Consider the following 26041-nt stretch of genomic DNA (forward strand, 5'->3'; position numbering starts at 1 on the left):
TTATCTAATGATTTTAGCGTCGGATTTTTTTCTGGGCATAAGTAAAACTATTGTAAACACTATCCTCAATGATTAAAAAATTGTATTTATAGGCTAATTCTAGCAATTTTAGACGATTGCCAATTGGCATGCATGAACCCGATGGATTCTGGTAATCTGGAATTACATAAACAAGCTTGACTCTTTTGCCAGAATTGTTAACCGCAATGACTTTATTTTTTAATTCTTCCAAATTTATCCCCTCTTCATCACAGGATATACCGCCAATTTTGTAGTCAAAAATCTTTGCAAATGAACTAACCCCTATATAACTTGGATTCTCCATTAAAATAACGTCATCTTCCCGATTACAAATTGCAGAGACAATTATTGAGAACGCTTCCTGCGCTCCTGCTGTTATAATGGTGTTTTCCGGTTTAATAGTTATATTCTCATCGTTCTTTAAATAATCACTGATAATTTCATTTATTATCCCTTTGGTCTTATTATATTGCCCAATTCCATTTATCACTGTCTTTTTATCCTGGCCTGTCTTTTCAGCTAAATAGTTTACAAAGAGATTATATTTACTGATGTGGTCGTCTACTTCAAAAAAAGTTTCATCTGGCTGGCCTGCAACAAAAGACAATGCATTTGGAAATTGAAACTGAATTCCATTTAAAAAACCAATTACATCATTAAACCCTCTTCCCAAATGAATATTGACCGAATAATTTCTAAGTGAGAAATCGTCGTCTGGAATTAATAGGTTGCCTATAAGCTTTTGCTCCAATGTTGCCAGACTGCTAAAAAGATCATCGAAAGAATCTATCACGAAATACTCGAGTTGAATTTTAAAACTATCAAAGAGGGACTTGAATATATGATCAACATCAAACGAATGTTTAGGAACCTTTTCATTACTTACGTTCAAAATCTCTTCTACTGAGGTTATCACCGCTCCTCCATAAGGTTTACACTCTCCATCTTCCCTTATCAGACCCATTTCGTATGTGAACCAATAAAGACGTCCTAGTATATCGATGGCCTTCTCATTATTGATATATTTCAGCGCAATTATGCTATAAGCCGTCAAAAATTTAGTAAATTTTTCATCAGTTAACAGTGGCAAATGCCCAAACACATCATGAAAAATATCCGGCTGTTCACTAAAATCCATTTCAGACGGCTTTCTGATATAGACTGTGATGGGGTAAGTCTTTTTGGCTAACAGCAAGAAAAAGTCTTTAGTTGACAACAGTCCTGTCACAGGAACCAGAGTCCAGCCAGATATCGATTTCAATTTATTGCTTACTTCAGCAATATCGACGATGCTTTCATGATCCAACTGAAGTTTATCGAGTCCGGAAAGATATTCCTTCGCAAGTTTTCCGGCATGTAATTGTCGATGTCTATTGCACAGGGTAGCCCAGGTTCTATGATCATCTACAGAATAGAGATTGAAATCTTGAAAATCTAAAATTTTTTCCATGACTAATTTAATTTAAACTTTATATGAGTTAAATATTTTTCGAGCGTTTTTAAGACATTCTATCCGCGGGGCCGGAATCAGAACGTTTTTCCATAGTTCAGAATAGTGTTTGGATCAAATATTTTTTTGATCCTATTCATTAATTGAAGATTTGTATTTGAATATTGAAGTTTCATGTAAGGCTGTTGCAAAAAGCCAATACCATGCTCGCCGGATAATACTCCTCCTATCGAAATTGCGTATTTAAAAATTTCCGTGACGGCTTCATCGATAACATCGACTGATTGACTTCTTTCCTTTTCTAAAGACAACATGAAATGAAGGTTTCCATCCATAACATGCCCGAAATAAACATAGTCTATTTCATATAATTCACAAATCAATTCCGCTCTTGTTATAAATTTGCAAAGGCAAGATAGAGGGACACATGCATCAATATCTCGGTAAATTCTGCCTTGATAAGTCAGGGCGTTTCCGATATTAAATCTTAATTTCCAAAGTTTCTCCCGTTCCATTGCCGTTGTTCCTACTAAAATATCAGTTTGAGTATGACGAGATAATATTGTAGCGAGGATTTCCATCTCGTATCGAAGAATGCTATTGTCCGCGGCTTGCAATTCTATTAGAATTTGGGTGCGTAAGTCATCCTTTTTCCCCAAGAAGTTTGAAGTTAATTCGATGGCCTTTGATCCAATTAATTCAACCGCTGAGGGTGATAAACTAGAACTCTTTAATTCTACTACAAAAGCAATAGCATCAGCGAAGCTGTCAAAAGTTGCCAGTAAAGTTGCCACGGATCGAACTAAAGATGCGGGCAAAAGTTTGTAAACAACCTTAGTTATTACCCCCAGTGTGCCTTCACTTCCAACAAATAACTGAGTAATGTTTAAACCGGATGAGTTCTTTTCAACGTTTGAGGAAGTCCAAAATATTTCCCCTGTCGGCAATACAACTTCCAAATTCAAAACATAATCGGAAGTTTTTCCGTATTTACAAGAATTAATACTTCCTGCGTTTTCGGCAACATTACCGCCTAAAAACGAAAATGATCGGCTTGATGGCGGAACAGGAAAGAATAAATCCATTTGCTCTGCGGCGACACACAAATCTTGAGTAATAACGCCGGACTCAGCAATGACAATTAAATCATTAGCGTTTATTTCAATTATTTTATTCAGCCTTTCAAGCGATAAAACGATGCCACCGTTTACAGGTATGGCACCACCTGTCACTCCGCTTCCACCGCCTCTCGGGGTAACTGGAACCTTCAAATGATTACAAAGAACTAAAATTTTTGAAATTTCTTCTGCAGAACCTGGCTTTAATAGAATGTCAAAAGAATGGGATAAATCGAGAGTCTGATCCTTGCTATAGGGATGTAAAGAATCTTTATCTGTAAAAACAAAATCGCGTCCACAAATTTCAATAAGTTTGGTTAGGAAACTTTCAGTATCATTTAACATTTTACAACGGGTAGAGGGAATTTTTATAGGAAGTGAAAAATCACTTTTAATAAGGGAGAAGTATAACAGGGCTTTATTTTCCCTCAGGCGGCTCGGTACCGGCTGGCAGTCAGATTTATTTTGCTTTTTTCCTCTGAAATTAAATTATTTGTCGGAATGTCAACCAAAATGTTTCGATTTAGTAAATCAACCCTAACTAATACCATATTATTTCCACGATGTTGAACCACTTCGCAAGTTAGGCCATTTAAAATGCCATGCTCAATAGTAATCACCTCTCCTGCTTTGAAAGATTCTGTCGTAACTCCAATATTAATTTCAGGTGAGTTAAGTATTTTCAATTGATCAATCACACTAACAGGAATTATGGCCGGATACTTGCCAAATTTTATAAATCCAGAAACGCCCTCTATCTTTTGGCATGCAATATATTCGGATGTTGACGTCAAATAGACAAATATGTAGTTAGGAAAAAGCGGCAGGGTAACCTTTTTCTTTCGGTCATGCCATTGCCTGAAGGAGTTATAGGTAGGCAGGAAATTTTCAATGTTACTTTTCAGTAACAAACCGGAAATTTTATTCTCCAAATTCGATTTTACGTACACAAGATACCAGCCATTGGTAAATTTGTTCAAAGGTTTAGGCATGAAATAAATGTAAATTAAAATTGATTAAGCTGACTTTTTGATATAAAGCTATCGCTCCAACATGTACCATTTCTTATGGAACATATATTAAAGGGCATTTATTAAAGAAGATTTCAGTCGGTAAATGGACTATAATAACTTGCCGCAAAATACATTTTTTTTGGAAAAAATATTTCGCATTTGATTTTTTTAAAAAAATAATTTGAACTATATTGTTAACTGTTAATTCACAATTATATTACAATGGCCTTATTATTTAATTAAATTTTGGTAGTATTTCCGGTTATACCAATCTTGCGACCTATAGTTAAAACGTATGACTACCTTTCCTAATCTTATTAAATCTTTTATCGTATTATGCCTTTCGGCTTATCTGATTTTTTCGATGGTTGCATTATCAATGAACTACTCGACTTGGACCAGGCATTTACAATTGGGTTGCAAAATTGCTATTGGACTTTTCGCGTTAACATTATTAACACTTCAAGGAACTGTCAAGGAATGAATTGGCAGCTTTGATTTCAGGCAGTAAAATCAAAGCGTTAAATCACATGATAAATCGAGTCTTGACCAATTTTTTTGGGGGGAAAAGTCCCGTTACTACTAAATAGATGCAAAACTCAATAGATTGATTTTAGCTCCCCGCTGAAGCGACCATTTGTTTTCATGGAAATGCCTGGATGTTGAGAGAAGGGAAATTATCAATTAATGCGATCAGGATTTAATGAAAAACACATGGCTTCTTATTGTATTTGATTTAAACCAGCATCCGCCTCAAAAAAATCAACAAAATTGCTGATCATAAAACTTTAGACTAAAAACCGGTTACTATATAAATTAATTCAATGAATTTCATAGCTACTGTTGTCTGAGTAATTCATTAGTATCCTATAGTGAAAATAAATTCTTTTACACCGGGCACAACTGTCTGTTGTTGGAATAATTTTATTTTAGTCAATAAGGGCGCTTCCGTACCTTTTGATCTTACCCCATTCAAAAATGCTTCCGTTAATTGCTTTGATCAGAATATTAATGTAAACCAATAACATTAAATGTCGAAGTATAAGACGCTGAAGAAATACCAAAATAACAGTTAAGCACTTTTCTTTGCATTTAACCAACGTGATAATCCCCGTTAATGAATCTAAAACGATGAATGATATGTAGAAATATACAAAGGACGACGAAAGCTTGCCTGTCAGGAGCAAGTACAGATATTTATAATCAAGAAACGGGACAATCGCGGGTAAAATCAAATCAAAGATCCAAGTATATGGAATGACAAGGTACCTAAGAAATTTATTCTCATGAGAAAAAAAGAATTTCTATACTTCGTTAATACCTGTAAATTTCCAACTATCCATCTCACCCGCTGCCTGCAAAACATCTTCAATGTTGCCGGCGCTTCAGTAAAACCTATTGCATCCAGTGAATTTTTAATAACGAATCCTCTTTTGATAATTCGAAATGTCAAATCAGAATCCTCGGTGAGCGTACCTGAAGAGTATCCCCCAACCTGCTTTATAATAGATGTCCTAAAAGCGCCGACAGCACCAGGTACTACAAGTATTCCATTAACAGAGTCAAAAATTGATCTTACGTAATTTTGATTGGTAACATATTCGATGTTCTGAATTTTCGTAATGAGGTTAATTCTATTACCAACCTTAACATAGCCGGCAACGGCCGCTACGTCCTTGTTATCGAAATACGGAAGAAAGGAATTTATGATATTGGGTTTAACTAAGGTATCTGCATCGATACAAATAATGATTTCCCCAGTTGATGCACTGATTGCATTATTTAAGGCTTCCGCTTTACCTAAGTTTGTTTGAGATAATATTACAAAATTGTCATATTGTCCAAAATTCCGTTCTACTAACTGCAAAGAATCATCGGTTGACCCATCGTCAATTACAATTACCCGAAAGTTTGAATAATTAATAACGGAAAGACTTTTTAAGGTCTTTAAAATAACATCGGATTCATTGTACATAGGAACAACGATATCGACGGGAGTTGCATTTTCATAAACAATATGATCGTACGGGCTTATATTTCCCTTATTTTTCCTACCTAAATATACGGATATAGCGACTCTTAAAACAGTAACTAAACTTATCAGCTTTACAAATAACATTATTTATGATTTCATGAAACTAACTATTTAGCATACCATTTTATCTCCGATAATAATTGAACCAAATATATTTTATTTTTTATAAAACATTTATTCTTTTCACTTTTATATTTATGTAAAATCTTAGTTATGGTTTAATGCATGACAGTTTTAATCTCGTTTGTATCATTGGTATTTTTAATCCGGCATTCTTATCTCATATTTTTCGACTATAGCTTCAACTCAATTAAGTTTTGCGTTAATCTCCCGTGTCAAAATTGCCGGACATAAAATTCAAAATAAAGATAGAAAGCTCTCTTTTTTGAGATAGCGTAGAAAGCCAGGAAATTGTATTTATTTTCCAGCATGAACTCGCAAAATTCCGACCATGAATAAAAAGATTTGTTAAAAGGCCCAATGATTAGTCTTTATCCATACACTTTCTCATTCGGTTTAACGTCAACCACGATAAGTACTCATAAGATTAGCAATAATATAATTTCAGATCGTCGGTTTATTTAAAATATAAACTGATTGATAGTATTGTTATTTATTATAACTTTAGAACGAAGAATAAACAGTCCTTAAAGTGAAGTTGGGAGTGCTAAAGCAAAATAAAGTTATGACAGTAATTTAATCAAGCGGCACATCAGATTTCAACCTACCTATCAAAATATTTTTTTAATATACCATGCACAAAATTCCACAAATCATCCATCAAACCTGGAAAACCTCTGATATTCCCGCCTCATTGCAATCTTTGTCTCAATCTTGGAAATCTAAGCATCCCAATTGGGAATATAAACTTTGGACCGATGAGATGAATAGGAATTTTATAGTTGAGAATTTCCCTGAGTTTTTAGCAATTTACGGCTCGTACGAATACAATATCGAAAGAGTCGATTCGGTAAGATATTTTATCCTATACCATTACGGGGGCTTATTAGTTGATCTCGACTTTGAGTGTTTGAAAGATGTTACTCCTTTACTTGAAGATGCCACATGTATTTTCGGAGTCGAGACAGAAGCACATTGCCCGATACATAATAGGACGATGATTATATGTAATGCGTTTATGGCGTGCTCAGCGAAGAATAATTTTATGAAACAATTTTGCGATGAATTAAAAAAAGATGTTCAGCCATCTTCTCAAAATTGTCCATCTTGGCAAAAAGTTCTTGAAACAGCTGGTCCTTTTAAGTTGACAGACATTTACGATAATTTTCACGATAAAACTTACCTGAGCCATTGCAAACTAAAACCAGTGAAGCATATGCGGTACACTATTTTATGGGATCCTATGCAGCTGAATTAGTGTGAGATCTTACAGTTATTGACTGGGACAACTCAATACATTCACCAATATCGCAAAGTATACATCAAATTTTAGGCGACTTTTACTTGCTTTTTATTTCAGGAAAAGAGATTAATGAATTTCAGTAATCACGAATTGGTATTTTCAAGATTCACATCAGCATAGGGATTATCCGAAATTCTAATAAAAAAACCGACGGCTGAAATTATTAAGTTAAACTGTATCGAGATAATTTAACAGTAGCCGATTCACAGATGAATACTTAACAAAATCATAAATAGATTAGAGTAAAAAACATCCAATTTTGACTAATTAGATATTGCAATTAATTCGTTTTCATAAAGTGCAATCTCTAAAATATGCCTTCTTCTCCCTTTTTTGAAGGTCGTATATCACTGTAACATGGAATTTCCTATCAAAACTATCGCAACCGAGCGTCAATTTACTGAGTTTGAATATATTCGTGCAAATAATGTTAAATTCAATAATCTACGAGGTATTATTGAATTTTCATATAGCCCTGTCCCTTACATAGACAATGTTTTCATTAACCTGGTCAGAAAACACGAAAGCCTTCGCACCTCATTTTCTTATGAAAATAACAAGTTATATCAGATAATTCACAGCGAAGATTCGATTCCTTCGCCTGAAAATTATGTTAACATCATTGAAAACCGAGAAAATGTCAGTTTAGATAAGCTTTTTAAGACCGAACTAGAAAAAGGTTTCGATTATTCAACCTGGCCATTATTTAGAATTTTAATTACTCAGATCGAACATGAAAAATATCTGTTGGCATTCCTAATAGATCATATCATATCGGATGGAAAATCATTGGAAATATTAAAATCCGAGATTACCGACATGTGTGATAAGTTAAAATCTAAACTTCCAATAGTTTACGAGCCTCAATCATTTCAGATGAAGGACCATGCATTATGGGAAGAAAAATTCAACAGTAGTGAATTGGGGGTAAAAAATCTCAAATATTGGAAAAAAGAATTTGAATGGCTAGAGGAAAATACCTTAGATGACTTAATTCCCTTTAAAATCAGGCGAGACAAAAATTTGATAAAAGAGCCAACCGGTTGTTTGGATATCTTTTTAACAAATACAATGTTAGAGAATGTTAAAACCGTTTATAAAAATATAAATTTATTTATCTTAAGTGTTATAATTTACTGGCTATTAAAAATCTCCAAAAAACGAAATATAATTGTTGCTATGCCTTTTTCGTCAAGAGAGACGTCTGAACTTGAGCATGTCGTTGGATATCTGATTTCCGCATTATATATCCATGTTGATTTGAGAATTAATCAAGTTAATACTTTTGAAGAATTGATGCTATTAGTTGGAAGAAAATATAGTAATGCTTTAGATCATCGTAATTATTCCAGAAGAAAATCCGTTTCTGTCGATCCCTATTCCGCTGCAATGATCAATAACTTAACCTACCGATTTTTTGATCATGATTATAAAGAATCAACAAAATCTCATTCACTACACTACAGCGCATGCTTTTATCCTTTTAAATTTAGTTTCGTCTACTTTAAAAATGGGCGTTTAATAATATGTGATTACGATAGAAAAAGATTCCCTGAAAATTTCATATTGAATAACTTCACCGAGTTCGTTAACTCATTCCACGATTTACCGGATAATCGATTTGCACCTTTAGATCTATAATTTTCTTCAATCCTACAATCCAAACCCCGAGATATTTTAGCTATAAATTAAAAAATAAGCAATATAGGTTTAAGTGTGAGGCTTTTGCAATCTCAACTGGCGTTAATGGAACTTCATATTAAAAAAATCATACAGATAATTAATTACTTACCTTTGAGATAAATTTAATATAAAATCGGGCCCATGCAAACTTGTGTTAGCTACCGGATATCCCGTTAAATTGAACAATTCGATTTAGGACAAAAAAATGAATTCTCGTCTGATTTCGGAATAATCTAGTGCGGCCAAAAATTTGTTCATATATTAGTCACGCCGTTTTCTAACTTGGAAAACTTGTTGCGTAGGAAAATTGATCCATTGTGTTTACGGAATACCATTCATGAGGATAAATCGCCGAATATTCTGACTGACTTAATGCTATCAATTTTTGCCATAGATTATTAAAATCTTCAATATCATTGGTTAATTGGTTAATAACCAAAGGATTTAACACTTGCATTCCAGAACAGTATATTTCTGATGGTGAATCGCGCGTTAGACTATGTACAATGCCCTCGCTCCCATTTATAAAATCACCTTCAATTCCAGGGACGGGTTTGACTGGTATTACCATACACGGCGGGCTTCCAAGTGAGAGATATTCTCGATGACTACGGCCCAAGCTTCCCAACGAAGTAAGGAAATCGGCATCAGAAAAACATTAGGAGGGACGAGGAAACAATTGATATTTCAGTTTCTCCTGGAAACCTTTTTTCTTACGCTCTCTGCTGTGGTAATTTCCCTGGGGATAACACCGATTTTACGACATATTTTTTCGGAATTCATTATTACAGACGTAAAAATTGATTATCTACAAATTCAAATAATTGTCTTTTTATTAACATTAACAATTGCAGTTAGTCTTATATCAGGTTTTTATCCAGCAATTCTGCTTTCTAGTCACAAGCCAGTCAAGGTGCTAAAGAATCAAAGCAGTACGAGCCCAAGTCAGACCAGGGACGCGGTTTTACGAAAGACTTTAACTACGACCCAGTTTATTGTAGCACAATTCTTCATTATGGCTACAATTCTTGTAAGTAAACAAATTCATTTTGCGTTAAATAAAGATTTAGGTTACAAAAAAGACGCTATAATCTTTATCAATACCTCTTGGCGAAATAGAACTATGCAGAGACAGTATCTCTTTAGAGATCGTTTAAGAGCAATACCTCAAATTGAATTGGCAGCCCCTGCCAAATCAATTTTATAGGATTCGACTTTATTCCGGAAGATTAGTTACACAAGCATAGTTGATGACGCGTTTTTGCACCCATTACATCAATCCATTATTTGATAAAAACCAAATTAGACAAAGGTCGTAATGTAAGGTAACGCGGTCAGAATCTGGCGAAATGCCCTAAGACCCTTTCTGCATTGTTCTGGACTATTATCAGCGCTGTTTTTTTATCTGTTCGTTCTGTTTGGCCTGGTAATGGAAAAGCGGTAACTGCGCTTAAAGGTTCTTTTATCCCTTATTACTTTTGCGTTATGAACTATGCGGTGCTAGCCGGCATTTTCCGCTATTTTAGCACTAGGTAAAGAGCGGTTGGGGAAAAAGCACAGTGAAAGCAGTAAAACATTGATTATAAGCTTAAAAGATCATTGTTTTATAGATTAATGCGTTAAACACGTAAGAACATAACCCGATATAAAAGCACCTAATGATAGAATCTTCGCAAGTACCTTGTAAAATCACCCTAACTAACATGGAAAAAATAGTTTATGGATCCGGTAAAAATTAAAATCCGATATCTTGATACAGCTAGCTGGCAGCCTGCTACCACCTGTAACTTTACTATAGGTACTGGGGCTGATGTATGGAAAATTAAAATTGCCGATCATCTTTTGTTTATCGGCGAGCTCACAAAATTATTGCTGCCTGATGAAATAAATCGGGCCGGAAGGTATCACCGTGAAAAAGACAGGCAGCGCTTTATTGTGAGCCGGGCTGCCTTAAGGGTCATATTAGGCAAATACATGGGCCTGCACCCCCAGGGTATCCACTTTGAGGCCGGCCCTAATAAAAAACCTTTTGTAAAAACTACCGGCGCTGCAGTTAACTATAGTGTATCCCATTCTGACGAGTGGGTAACGCTCGCTGTATCAAAAATCGAAGTTGGTATCGATACAGAGATAATTGACAGGTCATTCGCCTATAAAGAGATCCTTGCCGATAATTTTAGCGAGAAAGAAATCTATTTCATCAATAAGGACCGTCCTACAGAAACATTCATCCTTTTATGGACGCGCAAAGAAGCCATAGCCAAGCTTACAAGCCAAGGCTTGGATGAGAGGCTTAAAGAGATCCCGTGCCTCAATGGAGATCACCAGACAAATAGCAATATCGTTAATTCATCTAAAGCGATACAGCTTGTAAGTTTCAGACTTGATAGCAACAATTTAGCAACCTTGGCTTACGAAAGCGATTCGCCGGCAAATATTCAATTCCTGGATATCAATTGCGGCGATTTTTTCGTCAAGATGAGAACGACCTAACAAGGCTTCTCTCGTCCCATGAAAGCGCGCTCCGCTACAAAGAAATCTTGCTGAAAACCTTCAATATATTTGGGGGCCCAGACCCAAGCATCGATAATTGTGCCACGAAGAGTGCTCAATTAAAGCCAGTTTTTCAACGGATAATAACATGCTTTAAAGTTTCAATACTACCTTGCAAATAATACGTAGATAGTAATCAGTAGATTCAGTTGCTTGACCGGTATATAAAAAACGTTAACAGAGTGAATTTTACATGTATGTTTTACCATTGTTTTACCAAAAGAAATTATTAATTATAAACACCTGGTAATCAAACAAATCAAACAAACAAAAGTCAGATTCTGGCTCTAAAGATTGAGGTTCGAGTCCTTGTAGAGCCAATACTGTACATCGTATTTTGCGAGCTTATTCCAAGGTGATAAAATCAATTGAGAATTTTCTCTAACTAAAAAACACCTAATTAACATAATATCAACAGCTAATTAATCATTCAATTTGCTAACTTTAGGATTTAGATTATTGAGCAGTACTAAAGTTTAGCAGATGAGCGATCAGCAATTGTGGGCATCATTTTTACAAGGAGACCAACAAGCCTATCAAAACATCTATGCGCTTTATTATCAAAACCTTTACAGCTACGGGCTCAGAAAAACCAACGAGCCAGAACTGGTTCGCGATTGCATCCAGGATTTATTTGTTAATTTATGGACGAGCCGCAACAAATTAAACACTACAGATAATATCAAATTCTATTTACTGGCCTCTTTAAAAAACCTATTGATAAGGGCCAGTACCAATAATGTCCGCTGGCAGAGTATCTCTGCCGAATCGTTAAACCAGTTTCAGTTAGAGTTTAATTTAGAGTCTGATTACATCCGTAAGGAAAATATGAGTTTGCAGTCCAAAATGCTGATGGATGCGTTGGATCAGTTAACCCCACGTCAGAAAGAAGTGTTGTATCTGCGCTATTTTGAGGAATTAAGCTTTGAAGAAATTGCCGACCTGCTGGATATATCTGTTAGAGCCGTTTACAAATTAGGTTACCGGGCCATTGATGCACTCAAAATAATTTTAAATCTCTCTAAAGCCAATATTTTATTGCTACTGGCTACTTGTCGCATAGAAATTTTCCAATCTACAAGGCACTTTTTAAGATAATATTAAATTATTTAAAATTTTTCTGTTTTTCATGGGTCAAAATGAATAGGAAAATGCTTTGTACTATTATAATACTTCAAAGTGCTTAATTATACATGCAGAAATTTAACGATTACTCGTTTGACGACTTTTTAGAAGACCTTTCATTCATCAGATTTGTAAAACAAGGGCCGCAAAGCCATGATGATGTATGGCAGCAATGGGTTGTCAGCAACCCGCCTAATATTTCTATCTATAGTCAGGCCAGAGTGTACGTTTTAACTGCCATCAGCATTAATCCAATTAGTGATACAGAAGGTAACAAAGCTGATGTATGGGCTAAGATCAACCAACGCATTACCCGAGAAACCAAAGTAATAACCATAAGAAGTAGGATAAAGATCTGGAGCTATTCCGCTGCGGCGGCATTGCTGTTGTTTGCCTGCGGTTACTGGTACGTTACTTCACAAATTACTATACAAACCGGCTTTGGCGAGCAGCGTACTGTTACACTCCCCGATAACAGTATCGTGAAGCTGAATGCCAATTCGAGCCTGCGTTATTTCCGTGCCTGGAAATGGCACGGCATGCGCGAAGTATGGCTAAATGGCGAGGCCTATTTCAAAGTGCAGCACCTTAATAAACATCCGGAGCAAGTTAAACCAGCAGAGCGCTTTATGGCCCACGCCGGTGATATACAGGTACAGGTATTGGGTACAGAATTTAACATCAAAAATCGCCGCAACCATATTATCGTGTCGTTGATGAAGGGCAAGATCGGCATCGGCACAAAGCAATCTGCGCAACTTATCCTGCAACCGGGCGAGTCCGTTAAATACCAGGATCAAAAGATGATCCGCACGTCAATCACCCGTATGAGCAACCAGCCGCTGGCATGGACTAAAAACCAGATGGTTGTTAATGGTATAACCGTATCCGGCATCATCGAAAACTATGAAGATACATATGGAGGCCGCATCATATTGGAAATTCCTGCGCTTGGTAACAAACGTATAGACGGCACAATTTCCATGATCAGTAAGGATGCCACGCTTTACATGCTGGCTAATCTACTTAATGGTACCGTTGAACAACGCGGCGACAACACTTACTACATTAAACAAAACCATGTAAAATAATTAACTAATAAACCCCAACTATTTAAACTATTTACTATGCACAAAACCATTACCCGCTTAGCGGGATGCCTGTTTCTTGCCTTGTTTATAAGCTGCTGTTTCAGCGCTTCCGCACAAAAAACATCTTCACAAATCCCACTTAGTGAAGCTGTTAAAGAAATTGAAACGAAGTTTAAAGCACAGTTCGCTTATGAACATGGCTTGCTTGATAATAAGTTTACTACCCGTACACAATTAAAGGGCAAATCACTTGAAGATGTTTTAAAGAATGTGTTATACCCCAATAACCTTATATTTTTATACGTTAGTGAAAATACCTACTCCATTGTAGAGCGTAACAGCGCTTTTTTTACAGGCATGGCGCCGGGAAATACCCTAGCTACCACTGCACCTAAATCTAATTCCCGAGATGAAGCGCGCACTTTACGTGGCAGGGTTACCGACGAAAACGGTATACCTATAGCTTATGCCAGTGTTTGGGTTAAAGGCACCAACCAGGCAAATAAAACCAATGACGAAGGCGATTTCCTTTTACCTGCCGTTAAGAGCAGCAGCATAATTTCAATCAGTATGGTTGGCTATAACAGCCAGGAAATTATGGTTGGCGATCAGTTTAAGCTTACTGTAAAGCTACTGGGCGGCAAAACAATGCTTAACGAAGTAAACATCATTAGTAATGGTTATCAAACGACATCTAAGGAACGCTCGACAGGATCGGCGGCTATTGTTACCAGTAAAGACATTGAGCTCCATCCGCAAACTAACCTGTTAGACCGTATCGAAGGTTTGGTTCCCGGTGTGCAGATCAATGTTTTATCAGGCGACCGTGGCTTTTTCTACCAAAGCGGATCCACTACAGCCACCACAGCAATTGCCCTTAGAGGAGGCACACGTACAGTTGGTATCAACGATTATAGTGCTACAATACGTGGTAAAAGCACATTAACAGGCGAGGCTACCCCCTTAATAGTACTAGATGGTGCTATTACAGAGCTAGACCTTTCTACGCTTAACCCTAACGATGTTGAAAATATCACCTTTTTGAAAGATGCAGCGGCAGCCTCTATATGGGGTGTACGAGCAGCTAACGGCGTTATTGTAGTAACAACTAAAAAGGGCAAAAAGAACCAAACCCCGGCTATAAACTTCTCTACTGCGCTTACTTTCGGTGAGAAGCCGGATATTAGTTACTATAAAACTATGACTTCCGCACAGCAACTTGGTTATGAAAAAGAATTGGTTACGCGCGGTTTTTTAACAGCAATTCCCGCAACCGACTACAATTCAGCAAGCTACCTGGTATCTCCAGGCACTTATCTTGCACAGCAACTGGCGGCAGGTACTATCAGCCAATCACAGTACAATGCACAGGTAGCTTCATTAAGCGCTATTGATAACCGCACGCAAATCTCTAAATACTTTTACCAGGGAGAGCAAAGCCAACAATATAATTTCTCTATGAATGGTGGCAGTGAAAATTCCACCTATTACTATGGTGTATCCTATAGCCGTGAAAGGCCTACCGAAGTAAGGGACAACGGCAAACGTTTAACAGCTACATTTAATAACAGCTGGAAATTGTTTAACTGGGCTACGCTGTCAACCAGTTTAAAAGGATCTTTCTTTAACCTGGCAAACAATGGCATGAACCTGTATTCTTTGTATACCCCATCAAGCAGTACCCTGATGCCGTATGAACTGGTAGCAGATGCCAACGGAAATGGAATATCATATGATCGTTTAAACCCAACTTATACTTCTACACTTCCGTCTAAGTATAAAAACTGGCAGTACAACTACCTGAACGAGCTTGGGTACAACGATAACACCGAGAAAGACAATAATTATATTTTCAACATTAACCTGAAAGTCCCAATATATAAAGGACTATCAGCCAGCGGTATTTATACCAATGAGCGTACCTTCAGCGCAGTAAGAACCTACCAAAGCCCTGATAGCTACTACATGCGCAACATTTTAAATTACTTTACAGCCCCAACGGCACTTAGTAATAGTTTAGGCATTAGCAATGGCGGATATTTAAATCAAATAAATACCAACCAAAACAACTACAGTGTACGCGCACAACTTGATTACAATTACACGTTTGGCAAGCATCAGATCACAGCTCTTGCCGGTACAGAAATGCGTGAAACCAACAATGGTCAAAACACATTTGGCTTGTGGGGATATAACCCTCAAACAGGTTTAAGTAATAGCAATATCAATTTTAGCTCTACACCTACCTACACCTACGTTGCAGGTTTCAGCCCAACTGATGTTACCGGCTTTTACTATGGTGGTTATCCAACTGCTACTGACATGAAAAGGCGCTTCCTTTCTTACTTTGGTAACGCTGCTTATACTTATAATAATAAATACATCATTTCAGGAAGCGTACGTTATGACGATTACAATAACTTCGGCCTTGATCGTAAATACCGTGCTACTCCTCTTTGGTCTTCCGGCTTCAAGTGGAACATCAATCAGGAAGAGTTTTTAAAAGATATAAGATGGATAGACCAACTAGCGCTTCGTGCTACTTATGGTGTTAATGGGAACCTGTCCCTTTCAACCTACCCATATACTTATATCAGCCTGGGATCATCAGATCAAACTACCGGCCAAACTTATGCTTCAATTATTTCACCTGCTAATCCGCAGCTAAGGTGGGAAAAAACTTATGTGACCAACTTTGGGCTTGATTTTGGACTATTTGGCAATCGTTTAAATGGTACAATAGATGTTTATACTAAAACCGGTAAAGATTTACTTTACGCTTTTCCAACGAGTTCTGTTTACTTAGGCAATACCAGCCCGACCCTAACCCGAAATGCGGCTTCAATGAAAAATCATGGTATTGATGTTGGGCTTAACGGTACAATATTCAGAAATAAAGATTGGGACTTTGGTGCAGGCGCAACCTTTGCTTACAACACTAATAAAGTAACCAGCAGCTATTTTAGTGAGGCATTATATGCTAATTATTATGGATATGCTCCTCAAGCGATATCTTACATAGCCGGATACCCTACCGATAAATTATTAGTTTACCGTAACGCAGGTTTAGATGCCAACGGCCTTACTCAGATTTATGATCATAGTGGCAACACAGTAAAAGCATCTCAATCGACGCTTGGCTCCTTATCTGACTTGAAATATGCCGGTCGTACAACTGCCCCTTATTATGGCGGCTTTAATACCACATTACGTTACAAAAGATTCTCGCTTTTCAGCCAGCTTACTTATCAGTTTGGCAGCGTATTTCTTAAACCAAGCATCCAGAACTATATAACATCTCCTTACGGTTCAGTAAAATATGATCTTAGCAAAGATATAGCCAAACGCTGGCAGGCCCCTGGCGATGAAGCTAAAACAGTTGTACCAGGCCTAAATGGACCACCTACCCAGGTAACTTATAGTTTATACAGATATCAAAATTCCGACATTAATGTATTAAAAGGAGATTATATCCGCATGCGTCAGTTAACACTTAATTACCAGTTATCTGGTGCATGGATGACGAAATTTAAGATCAAATCGGCACAGGTAGGCGCAACTGCAAACAACCTTGGCTTGCTATGGACAGCAAACAAAGAAGGTTATGACCCGGATTTTACCGGCTATGTTGGTGGCCAACGCGGTTTACCGGCGGCCCGTTCTTATACTCTTAACATTAACCTTAACTTCTAAAGCGCACGTCATGAAATCAAAATATTTTCTCTTAGTATTATTAGCGGCTGGTATGTCGTCATGCCGTAAATATGTTGATATAAAAACCCAGGGTACACTTGTACCTAAAGAGACAAGTAATTACCGTTACCTGCTTAACAATACCAGTGCTTATGAGCAAGGGCCAAAGTTAGATGACATTGCATCTGACGATGTGCAAATGGTTGATGGCAGCAGCCAGTTTAAAGCATTAAACGGATCTGATTACTATGGTTGGCTCCCTAAAGCCTATGTATGGAATCCGGTTATTTACCCTATTGGCCCTTACCAAACAGACGATGCCTGGAACGGCATGTACAACACCATCCTATACTGCAATACGGTAATAGAAGAAGTTCCGACAAGTACCGGTGGTACCGCTGCGGATAGAGCAGAACTAATTGCAGAAGCCAAAGTACACCGTGCAGATACTTACCTGATGCTGATGAATACCTATGCAAAGCCATATAATGCAGCAACAGCAGGCACTGATCTTGGCGTTCCATTAGTACTGATAGAAACTACCCAGCAGTCGCTTGCCCGCCCAAGCGCTCAATCTGTATATACTCAAATCATTACGGACCTTAACCAGGCGCTGCCTAACCTGCTTACGCAGCAAAATTTTAATACTATCCCTTCAAAAGCATCAGCTTATGGCGAACTGGCCAGATGCTATTTGTACATGAACGATTATGCCAATGCCAATAAATATGCCGACAGCGCATTGTTAACAAGAAGTACGCTTAATGATTATAGTGTTTCTTCAACGTTTCCATTACGTAAAAGCGATCCGGAAATACTTTTATCAAAAGTTGCTGTAGGTGGTGTTGGTTATGCGCCAACGATTATGCGTCTAAGTAATGACCTGCTCAACCTGCTTGGCACTACCGATCAGCGTTATGTACTGTTTACTAAAGATGCGCAAACTTTTGCGGCTTCGTATTCAGATGCTGGTGGCAGGTTCTTTTCACGCGACAGGATCAATAATGAAGCGCGGAACATTGGCCCTAATGTACCCGAAATGTTATTGATTAAGGCGGAATACTATGCCCGCAACAATGATATAACCAACGCACTTTTATGGGTGAACAAGCTAAGGCAAAAACGCTTTAAACCGGCAGATTACACTCCGGCCACGGCGAATACTCCTGCAGATGCGCTTAAAAATGTGATTGATGAAAGGCACCGGGAGTTCTTTTGCCGTATGCTGCGCTGGTGGGATATGCGCAGGTTAAAAAGCGAACCGGCATTTCAAAAAAATTATACCCGCGTTTTTGGCGGCGTAACCTATACGCTCGATCCGTCAAGCAACCGCTATGTGTTCCAGATACCACCTTATCAGGTTCAGTTAAATCCTGAAATGCAGCAAAATCCATAATACCGAAAAACATACATAATGATTAAACGAATTAAATTGTTGTTAGTATTGTCACTTATTGGGCTTTATAGCGTGGTAAGTGCACAGGATAAGCATTTTACATTTGAGCCTGAAACCCCAAAACCTGGCGAAACGGTTCAGATTACCTATGATCCGGCGGGTACGCCTTTAGCGGGAAAGAAAGACATTCAAGGAATTGTTTACAGTTATAATAATTACCATTGGCAGACGTCTGATCTGCCAATGCAACAATCCGGTAATGTTTACAAAGCAGCGCTTATCCTGGATAAAAAATGCGGTCTTGCTGCTTTCAAATTTAAAAGTGGCGACACAACCGATAATGGTAATGATCAGGGCTATGCGATCATGACCATAGACCCGGAACATCCCGGCGTAAATGCCGCGGGCGCCTATGCAGGCTGGGGTTTATTAAGATCACAAAGCCGGGGCTATGGTGTACCTGGTTACTACAAAAATCTGGCAATCAGCGATACCGCCTTTTATTTCTGGATGAACAATGAAGTAAAATGGCACCCCCAGGAAGCCAGTCAGGTTTTGGCTGTGCCTTTTGCACAATCATTATACGCTTATCAAAAAGAAAAAGGCTTGCCGCGTATCGACCGTGTAATTGCTTATTTATATAAAGTTGGTGGCGAAGATAACCTGATGCGCATCAGGCAGATTTACATGGGTACGTTAAACCGTAAGTCGTCTGCCGATTCACTTAGCGATATCATACTGGTAAAATACCCCAAAGGCAGTTTAGCAAGGTTAAAGGCATATCGTGCTTTTACCAGCGAACGCAAGCCGGATCAGATGGTGATCAAAGCTACCGAGTTTTTGAAAGAGTTTCCGCAAACTACCGATGCCGAGTTCGACCTACAAAATAACCTGAGCTATACTAATGCTTATCAAGCCGTCATTCTCATTTCGGCAATGAAAGGCGACTATAGCCCGATAGAAAAATCTGCCTCTAATCTATCAATATCAGCATTAATCAATATTTATTACAAGCTTATCCAGATCCCACACGACCGTAAGGATTTACCGGATACCAAGCTGCTGCCTTATGCAAAAATACTGGTAAGCCGCATGGATGAAGTAAAGAATATTGTACCTGCCGACTATTGGTACTTTTCCCCATCAGAATGGCATGAACAGTATGAGCATTTTCTGGTAACCAGCGTATGGCCCACCCACATTAACCTGTTACGCAAAACCGGGAACTATAGTGAGGCTTTAGTGTATGCTGAACGCGCAGAAAAAAGTTTAAACTATAAAAAGGCTTCAGTGAATGATGATTATGCATGGCTTTTAAACAATGCCAAACAATATCAAAAAATGAACGAAGTACTGGTAAAGAGTATTTACCTGAACCAGAGTTCGCCCGAAATGCTGGAACTGCTTAAAGACGATTATGTACGCAACAACAAATCAGACCAGGGATTTGACAAGTATCTTAATACGTTAAAAAACCCTGAGCTGGCAGCAAAAAGTGCCGAAGAGATCAAAGCAATGAAACGCAATGATGATGTTCCGGACTGGCAAATGACCGGGCTTGACGGCAAGATTGTAAAATTTAGTGAATTGCGCGGCAAGACTGTTATGCTTGACTTTTGGGCCACATGGTGTGTACCGTGTAAGGCATCTTTCCCGGGTATGAAACTCGCGGTAGAGCATTACAAAAACGACCCTAACGTAGCCTTTTATTTTGTTGATACAGAAGAACACGGCGAAGCATACAAACAGCAGGTAGCGCAGTTTATAAAAGATAACGATTATCCATTTCATATCCTGTTCGACAATAAAAAATCCGGATCAAAACAGAATGATGAAGTGTATGAACGTATATGCAAAGCCTTTACAATATCAGGAATTCCGATGAAATTGATTATCGCGCCAAATGGAAAGCTGCGCTTTTTAACCGATGGCTATAAGGGGAGCGCCACAGCCTTAGCTGATGAAATAATTGAAATGGTTGAATTTGCAAAGAAAGTCAAATAAAAATAAATGCTCAGTAAGTTAGTTAAGACGGTGATAGCAGGCTGCTTTGCGGCCTGCGCATCACTAAATGCAGCAAATTGCCAAACAACCGGCAACGCACCTGTACCCTACAAAGCAGACAGTATCATTTTTAACGGTAAACAAACCGGGCTGCATTATGGAGCAACCATTACCATACCGAACGGCGGCCGCCGACATACGGCTGTGGTTATCGTCTCAGGTACTGGTGCACAAGACCGCGATGGGACCATGGCAGGCCACAAATTATTTGCCGATATTGCAGATTACCTTACACGAAAGGGGATTCTGGTGCTACGTGTTGATGACCGGGGCGTTGGCAAATCGGATGGCAACTATGCTAAATCCACAACAGGCGACTTTGCAGCAGATGTTTTGGAAGCATTCCATTACCTGCAAACAAGGCCCGAAGTTAACCCGCAACATGTTGGTTTAATTGGCCATAGCGAGGGCGGGATGAGTATGGCTATTGCAGCATCTAAAGAGCCTAAAGTCGCTTTCTTAATCAGCCTTGCAGGTTTATGTATGGATGGATATGATGCCTTAATTACACAGAACCGCGACCTGGTTAACGCGGCCCCAATCAGCACTGACGAGAAAAACCGCTACTACCAGATCAACGAGATCATGTTTAAAACAGCACGCCAATATGCTGACTCTACCAATATGGATAAAGTACTTAATGCTCGTTATGCAGAATGGAAGAAAGGCGACGATGAATGGGTTAAAGCACACAACATCCAGTATGACCATTTCCGGTTCCCGATATGGAGCTATGTAAACCAGGCAACCAGCCCATGGTACCGCTTCTTTATTAAGTATGATCCGGCACCTTTGCTGATAAAAGTGAATATCCCAATATTGGCCATGAACGGCGACAAGGATCTGATGGTAGCTTGTAAGGAAAACCTGGCTAACTGGAAAAAACTTCCGGCGGCCGGGCAAGACAAAGACGTAACAACAATAGTATTGCCGGGCCATAACCACCTTTTCTTACCATGTCAAACCTGTACCTTGCAAGAGTACGCTTCCATTAAATCGCCCTTTTCTCCCGAAGCTTTAAAGATCATGGGTATGTGGATTAGTAAACGTTTTCAATGAAGATCCAAGCACACCAAATTAATCCAAATAGTTTAAAAGTTGAAATACATCCTGATTGCCAAAATAGAAGGTGGTCAAAGTCAAATCGGTCGACAGGGGGCATTATCCTATGGCTTCATATCATGTTAAACATTGTTCTCACCTACTTAGCTATTAAGCTTTACATTGGACAAACCACAACATATTGACCCCTGCCGGCCAATTTGACTTTGACCACTTTCTATTATTGTAATCAAATAGTTAGAAATGCAAACGAAATTGGCGAAGTGGGGTCAACCAAAATGGTTTTTCCAAATAAATAGTAATGGTTCTTTAAATTTAAAGCCAGAAATTTATGGGACCAAATCGGCGATTAAACGCAAATCAGGCAGGAAATAGTTCGACACACGTACATTTGTCACCACAGCATAAAAAAGTCATCTTCACTCGACAATGGCCTTTTGCTTTAAAAGAAGTATTTTATGCTATTCTTCTAAGGTCATATGCAGCATAATTTCACCGAATACATTTGTTGAATAAGGTAGTTAACGGCTCTGAAATATTCAGCAATTGGCTAAAATCCTTGCGGCTTGAATCCTCTTCTAAAATTCATATGAAACATCGATTTGCTATTATAAAACTGGACCAAATGCATTTCCGTCATTCGTAAAACTTCCATTTCTATCAACGACGATAATTTCTCAGCAGTGATAATACCTGAATTTGCACATCGTCCACTATTTTCCAATCCTTTGCTATATAAATATCAGTGGTCCGATGCCCAATATCAACGTGATTTAACGCCACAGCGATGTCATCCTTGCTTATCCGACAATCGTTACGTGCGCAAGTGGCAAATGAGTGACGGGCCCAATAGTAAGTAACCTCGGGTATGCCCGTTAAAATTTGCAACGTTTTCATCCCTTTGCTCAAAGCACCATCAAATCCCCTACTGGTCGAGTATCGAAGCTGCAATTTTCCAATGTATTTCTTGATCAATGGAACTGCCTCCTCAACTATTTTTACACTAATAAAAGCCTCATCCTTACGTCTACCTTCGGTTTTACTTCTATTATATTCTAAACGCTCTTTCTTAATGTTAATTTCGGATACATTATATAAATCAACTGCGTTAATTCCACATAGATAAAAGGACAACATGAACATATCTCTAGCGAGTTCAGTTCTGCTATTTTTCTTTGTATTAAACTCGCTGATTTTAATAACCTGTTTAACTGAAAGATTTCGATTTCGGGTGGCAGGAGGCGAACCCACTTTATATTTATTAAATGGATAATGAACTATCCTTATAATTCCTAAATCTTCATCGTTGTATAACTCCCTTGCCTCATTAAACAGTGTTCTTAAATCTCTCATATAGTTATACAAACCTGCATCAGTAATTCCGCCGCTTTCCGTCGTCACTACCCTTTTAAATTGGTTTTCTCTGGAAATTGTACGAGGACTTCGTAAAAACTTCTCAAAGGATTTGAGCATCGACGCGGTTATTTCTGTGATAAGTACTCTTTCCCGTCCAAAATAATCAACCAAACTATTTCGAACAGTTGTGTGATTTGCAGCAGTGCCACCTCGCTTAGACTCTTTTAATTGCTGGATGTGACTGTCACAAAATTCAATAAAATCAATTTCCTTGTTATTCTTCAAAAGAAAATCTCTGATTCCGTCTGCATCGAAAAAGTCTAGTTTTTCACTTATGCTGCTTATGGCTAGCCGATATTCATCTATTTTTAGATTGACGAGGCGATTAATGAAAGCATCCTTGATCTCCAAAGCCTTTGTAAGCTGCCTGGCAGTGACGAAATGCTCGGTGTCAATGTACCTTTTTTCCTTTTTGTGAGTAATTCTAATTTTGACATTGTAAGTCCCATCATTTTTCAAATGATGCTTTAAAACCTTTGCGCAGATAGTTGCCATCTTGGATTATTAAGCACGCAAAAGTTTGTACCATATTTGTACCACCTTTACGTGAAATTCAACAAAAAAACGTGTAAAACTTGACGATACGACGGCTGTCGATTCAAGATAAGGCGGGACCTCAAAAGTGCCCTCATGCAAAGGAAAAGCCGTTTCTTGGTATATGAAACGGCTTTTTTTCTAAGTGATCCCATTTGGATTCGAACCAAAGACCTACAGATTAGAAATCTGTTGCTCTATCCAGCTGAGCTATAGGACCATCGCACCTAAACTACAAATATAAGCATGGTTTCGAACCCATGGTATACTGTATATTTTTTTGCGGTGCAAATATGCAAAATTATGCTGAAAATAACAATCAATTTGGTAATTGATTTGCTATAAGCTGCTTAACAGCTCGTTAATGTAATACGGCCTCTTGTTTAATTTTGTTTTTGATTATTTCACAAAATCCGTCCGTCCGTCCAAAGGTGTAACCCTTGTCCATTGCCCAATCAATAAAATCAGCTATCCTTCGTGCAAAAGCTTCGCCCGAGTTTTTGGAAACATAGCCCGGGAAACCGAACTTTTCTTTATCGTGCAGATTGGTAAATTCCCAGGGGTGAAAATAAAGGTTCAGGTAGCCATCTTTTTTTAGCGTTGCCGAGGCCATCCTTTTTAATAAAGAAAGCGGCAAATTATGAAAGCTCAGCCAGAAAAGCGGAAAACGTATTACCGGCGAAACCGAAGCCGGAATCTGCAGCACATCATGATCATAAAACCAGGTACGTGGTTTATCAAAATTATTATACCTTCCTGGCAGCCATGTCGGATTTATGGATGAGTTATACTCGTAACCCGCTTTCGCAATCTCAGCCTCATCCACCGGCATCATCCGGGCCATCCGAAAACCTGTTACTTCAGTTCCGGAAATATTCTCCAAAGCCAGCTTTGACTGCATTAAATGCTCAACCTTAAAATCGGAATGATAATACCCGTGCGAGGCTACTTCATGTCCTTCGGTCACCATCTGTTTGATGACATCCGGCCTATTGATGGCATAATTGGCAGTGCAAAAAAAGTAACCTTTATATTTTTCTGCCCCAGTAATTTGAGTATAGTATTGGTACCCCTTGTTGAAATTTCAAGCTGCTCATCAAATGGTATTGATTTGCCGTACTCAAACGGCATATCAAACTCCTCAACATCAAACCCTAATAAAATCATTATCTACAATAACAACATTTGATGACCGGATAATATAATGCGGGCGATGTTTTGACTGCATAAAAATTTTTCCCACATATACCCCTATAACACTCATCACAAGCAACTGAAGGCCGCCAAAAAAGGCTATGGTAGCAATAATTGATGCCCATCCCGAAACTGCGTAACCTAAAAAGTAGCTTACTAATACATAAGGGATATACAAAATAGCCAGTGATGAAATCAATAGCCCAATTAACGATACAATATAAAGCGGGCGCGCGCTGAAAGCTACGATACTGCCTACAGCAAGCTTAACCAGCTTTGAAAAAGAATAGCTTGCCTCGCCTGTATGTCGTTTTGATGGTACATAAGGAATGCCAACCTGTTTATATCCTGCCCATTTAATTATCCCCCTAAAAAAGATTTCGTATTCGTCAATCAGTTTAAGCTGCTTTACTACTTTTTCATCAATCAACCTAAAATCGGCAGTGCCATTTTCCATTTTGATATCCGAAAGCATGTTAAGGCCTTTGTAAAACAATTTTGAGGTAACTTTCTGATAACCTTTACCATGAGGGTTTTCGCCTTCGCGATAGGTATAAACAATATCATAGCCATTTTCCCAAAGGTTTAACATCTTCAGGATCAGTTGTGGCGGGTGCTGCAAATCAGCATCCATTGTTATCACGGCATCGCCCTGCGCCATTGCAATACCGGCCTTAAGGGCATAATCTTTACCAAAATTGCGCGAAAGCTCTACATAAAAAACATTGGGATGCAACTCGGCATTGATCTTTAATTCATTTAAGGTGTTATCACGGCTACCATCATCAACAAATATCAACTCATAGGCATATCCTGTGGGCGAAAGCGTCTCGCGGAGTTGCTCAATTAGATAACTAATATTCTTTTCCTCGTTATGGGATGGTATAACAATAGAGATCTTTTTATCAGCAAGGTATGTCATAGTTATACTATGGAAAATTTTAATTGTAACAGGCGGTATTAATAATTAAAGCTTATATTTGATTACAATCTCATGTACCCTTTTTATAAAATAACCTTACGATAAATTGTTACAAAATGTAACTGCCGTCATCAAGTTTTAATAAAAGGTGCCAAAGCTCTCAAATGTAACTTTCCAGTTACAAACATAAATAATAATTATCTATTAACCTGCAAGTTTTCGGGGCTCTACAGTAAAAAATAATCATT

Annotated in this window: 18 protein-coding genes and 1 tRNA gene; 10 read left to right on the top strand and 9 right to left on the bottom strand. The window is 38.2% G+C overall.

The window, feature by feature from the left end:
- Nucleotides 1–13 precede the first annotated feature (13 nt).
- The 4 genes from ACRQ5D_RS00050 to ACRQ5D_RS00065 all read right to left on the bottom strand — a co-directional run bounded on the left by ACRQ5D_RS00050 (nucleotide 14) and on the right by ACRQ5D_RS00065 (nucleotide 5721).
- On the bottom strand, nucleotides 14–1471 hold the full coding sequence (locus ACRQ5D_RS00050; RefSeq protein ID WP_432328239.1) for an aminotransferase class I/II-fold pyridoxal phosphate-dependent enzyme: 1458 nt from the start codon (nucleotides 1469–1471) through the stop codon (nucleotides 14–16).
- 77 nt (nucleotides 1472–1548) lie between these two features.
- The gene (locus tag ACRQ5D_RS00055; RefSeq protein WP_432328241.1) at nucleotides 1549–2934 is read right to left on the bottom strand and encodes an FAD-binding oxidoreductase; all 1386 of its coding nucleotides are present in this window, start codon (nucleotides 2932–2934) and stop codon (nucleotides 1549–1551) included.
- 83 nt (nucleotides 2935–3017) lie between these two features.
- The gene (locus ACRQ5D_RS00060) at nucleotides 3018–3569 is read right to left on the bottom strand and encodes a UpxY family transcription antiterminator (RefSeq protein WP_432328243.1); all 552 of its coding nucleotides are present in this window, start codon (nucleotides 3567–3569) and stop codon (nucleotides 3018–3020) included.
- A 1264-nt stretch (nucleotides 3570–4833) separates the two neighbouring features.
- Entirely contained in the window at nucleotides 4834–5721 is an 888-nt protein-coding gene (locus tag ACRQ5D_RS00065) for a glycosyltransferase family 2 protein (protein WP_432328246.1), read from the bottom strand.
- A gap of 670 nt (nucleotides 5722–6391) precedes the next feature.
- On the opposite strand from ACRQ5D_RS00065, the gene ACRQ5D_RS00070 reads away from it, so the two are divergent.
- From ACRQ5D_RS00070 to ACRQ5D_RS00115, 10 genes are all read left to right on the top strand, one after another.
- Entirely contained in the window at nucleotides 6392–7015 is a 624-nt protein-coding gene (locus ACRQ5D_RS00070; RefSeq protein WP_432328248.1) for a glycosyltransferase family 32 protein, read from the top strand.
- Nucleotides 7016–7417: 402 nt separating this feature from the next.
- A complete protein-coding gene (locus ACRQ5D_RS00075; protein WP_432328250.1) occupies nucleotides 7418–8701 on the top strand; it encodes a condensation domain-containing protein in 1284 nt (427 codons plus the stop codon).
- 646 nt (nucleotides 8702–9347) lie between these two features.
- Entirely contained in the window at nucleotides 9348–9950 is a 603-nt protein-coding gene (locus ACRQ5D_RS00080) for an ABC transporter permease (RefSeq protein WP_432328252.1), read from the top strand.
- 512 nt (nucleotides 9951–10462) lie between these two features.
- Nucleotides 10463–11236 carry a 4'-phosphopantetheinyl transferase family protein gene (locus ACRQ5D_RS00085; RefSeq protein ID WP_432328254.1) on the top strand — a complete coding sequence of 258 codons (774 nt, stop codon included), beginning with the start codon at nucleotides 10463–10465 and terminating at the stop codon, nucleotides 11234–11236.
- A gap of 543 nt (nucleotides 11237–11779) precedes the next feature.
- The gene (locus tag ACRQ5D_RS00090) at nucleotides 11780–12394 is read left to right on the top strand and encodes an RNA polymerase sigma factor (RefSeq protein ID WP_432328255.1); all 615 of its coding nucleotides are present in this window, start codon (nucleotides 11780–11782) and stop codon (nucleotides 12392–12394) included.
- A gap of 95 nt (nucleotides 12395–12489) precedes the next feature.
- The gene (locus ACRQ5D_RS00095) at nucleotides 12490–13512 is read left to right on the top strand and encodes a FecR family protein (protein WP_432328257.1); all 1023 of its coding nucleotides are present in this window, start codon (nucleotides 12490–12492) and stop codon (nucleotides 13510–13512) included.
- A 36-nt stretch (nucleotides 13513–13548) separates the two neighbouring features.
- On the top strand, nucleotides 13549–17205 hold the full coding sequence (locus tag ACRQ5D_RS00100; RefSeq protein WP_432328258.1) for a SusC/RagA family TonB-linked outer membrane protein: 3657 nt from the start codon (nucleotides 13549–13551) through the stop codon (nucleotides 17203–17205).
- A 10-nt stretch (nucleotides 17206–17215) separates the two neighbouring features.
- The gene (locus ACRQ5D_RS00105; protein WP_432328260.1) at nucleotides 17216–18601 is read left to right on the top strand and encodes a RagB/SusD family nutrient uptake outer membrane protein; all 1386 of its coding nucleotides are present in this window, start codon (nucleotides 17216–17218) and stop codon (nucleotides 18599–18601) included.
- A gap of 18 nt (nucleotides 18602–18619) precedes the next feature.
- Complete coding sequence (locus ACRQ5D_RS00110) at nucleotides 18620–20605, top strand: TlpA family protein disulfide reductase (RefSeq protein WP_432328262.1); 1986 nt, start codon at nucleotides 18620–18622, stop codon at nucleotides 20603–20605.
- A 6-nt stretch (nucleotides 20606–20611) separates the two neighbouring features.
- Nucleotides 20612–21724, top strand: a complete 1113-nt coding sequence (locus tag ACRQ5D_RS00115) for an alpha/beta hydrolase family protein (protein WP_432328264.1) — start codon at nucleotides 20612–20614, stop codon at nucleotides 21722–21724.
- A 663-nt stretch (nucleotides 21725–22387) separates the two neighbouring features.
- Here the strand turns inward: ACRQ5D_RS00115 and ACRQ5D_RS00120 are convergent.
- The 5 genes from ACRQ5D_RS00120 to ACRQ5D_RS00140 all read right to left on the bottom strand — a co-directional run bounded on the left by ACRQ5D_RS00120 (nucleotide 22388) and on the right by ACRQ5D_RS00140 (nucleotide 25793).
- On the bottom strand, nucleotides 22388–23638 hold the full coding sequence (locus ACRQ5D_RS00120) for a phage integrase SAM-like domain-containing protein (RefSeq protein ID WP_432328266.1): 1251 nt from the start codon (nucleotides 23636–23638) through the stop codon (nucleotides 22388–22390).
- 185 nt (nucleotides 23639–23823) lie between these two features.
- Nucleotides 23824–23897: transfer RNA gene (locus ACRQ5D_RS00125), tRNA-Arg, on the bottom strand.
- A 141-nt stretch (nucleotides 23898–24038) separates the two neighbouring features.
- Nucleotides 24039–24728: a polysaccharide deacetylase family protein gene (locus ACRQ5D_RS00130; protein WP_431200919.1), complete on the bottom strand. Its 690-nt coding sequence runs from the start codon at nucleotides 24726–24728 to the stop codon at nucleotides 24039–24041.
- Nucleotides 24641–24844: a hypothetical protein gene (locus tag ACRQ5D_RS00135; RefSeq protein WP_431198913.1), complete on the bottom strand. Its 204-nt coding sequence runs from the start codon at nucleotides 24842–24844 to the stop codon at nucleotides 24641–24643. Before ACRQ5D_RS00135 ends, ACRQ5D_RS00130 begins: the two co-directional genes overlap by 88 nt.
- Complete coding sequence (locus ACRQ5D_RS00140; protein ID WP_091175157.1) at nucleotides 24825–25793, bottom strand: glycosyltransferase family 2 protein; 969 nt, start codon at nucleotides 25791–25793, stop codon at nucleotides 24825–24827. The genes ACRQ5D_RS00135 and ACRQ5D_RS00140 overlap by 20 nt, the downstream gene beginning before the upstream one ends.
- Nucleotides 25794–26041: the final 248 nt, after the last annotated feature.

Origin of the sequence: Mucilaginibacter sp. P25 (assembly GCF_050859465.1) — a bacterium.
Classification (GTDB): Bacteria; Bacteroidota; Bacteroidia; order Sphingobacteriales; family Sphingobacteriaceae; genus Mucilaginibacter; species Mucilaginibacter gossypii.

Coding starts and splice junctions, on each gene's coding strand:
- ACRQ5D_RS00050 (WP_432328239.1), bottom strand. CDS start 1,471: ATGGAAAAAATTTTAGATTTTCAAGATTTCAATCTCTATTCTGTAGAT.
- ACRQ5D_RS00055 (WP_432328241.1), bottom strand. CDS start 2,934: ATGTTAAATGATACTGAAAGTTTCCTAACCAAACTTATTGAAATTTGT.
- ACRQ5D_RS00065 (WP_432328246.1), bottom strand. CDS start 5,721: ATGTTATTTGTAAAGCTGATAAGTTTAGTTACTGTTTTAAGAGTCGCT.
- ACRQ5D_RS00070 (WP_432328248.1), top strand. CDS start 6,392: ATGCACAAAATTCCACAAATCATCCATCAAACCTGGAAAACCTCTGAT.
- ACRQ5D_RS00075 (WP_432328250.1), top strand. CDS start 7,418: ATGGAATTTCCTATCAAAACTATCGCAACCGAGCGTCAATTTACTGAG.
- ACRQ5D_RS00080 (WP_432328252.1), top strand. CDS start 9,348: ATGACTACGGCCCAAGCTTCCCAACGAAGTAAGGAAATCGGCATCAGA.
- ACRQ5D_RS00085 (WP_432328254.1), top strand. CDS start 10,463: ATGGATCCGGTAAAAATTAAAATCCGATATCTTGATACAGCTAGCTGG.
- ACRQ5D_RS00090 (WP_432328255.1), top strand. CDS start 11,780: ATGAGCGATCAGCAATTGTGGGCATCATTTTTACAAGGAGACCAACAA.
- ACRQ5D_RS00095 (WP_432328257.1), top strand. CDS start 12,490: ATGCAGAAATTTAACGATTACTCGTTTGACGACTTTTTAGAAGACCTT.
- ACRQ5D_RS00100 (WP_432328258.1), top strand. CDS start 13,549: ATGCACAAAACCATTACCCGCTTAGCGGGATGCCTGTTTCTTGCCTTG.
- ACRQ5D_RS00105 (WP_432328260.1), top strand. CDS start 17,216: ATGAAATCAAAATATTTTCTCTTAGTATTATTAGCGGCTGGTATGTCG.
- ACRQ5D_RS00110 (WP_432328262.1), top strand. CDS start 18,620: ATGATTAAACGAATTAAATTGTTGTTAGTATTGTCACTTATTGGGCTT.
- ACRQ5D_RS00115 (WP_432328264.1), top strand. CDS start 20,612: ATGCTCAGTAAGTTAGTTAAGACGGTGATAGCAGGCTGCTTTGCGGCC.
- ACRQ5D_RS00120 (WP_432328266.1), bottom strand. CDS start 23,638: ATGGCAACTATCTGCGCAAAGGTTTTAAAGCATCATTTGAAAAATGAT.
- ACRQ5D_RS00135 (WP_431198913.1), bottom strand. CDS start 24,844: ATGATTTTATTAGGGTTTGATGTTGAGGAGTTTGATATGCCGTTTGAG.
- ACRQ5D_RS00140 (WP_091175157.1), bottom strand. CDS start 25,793: ATGACATACCTTGCTGATAAAAAGATCTCTATTGTTATACCATCCCAT.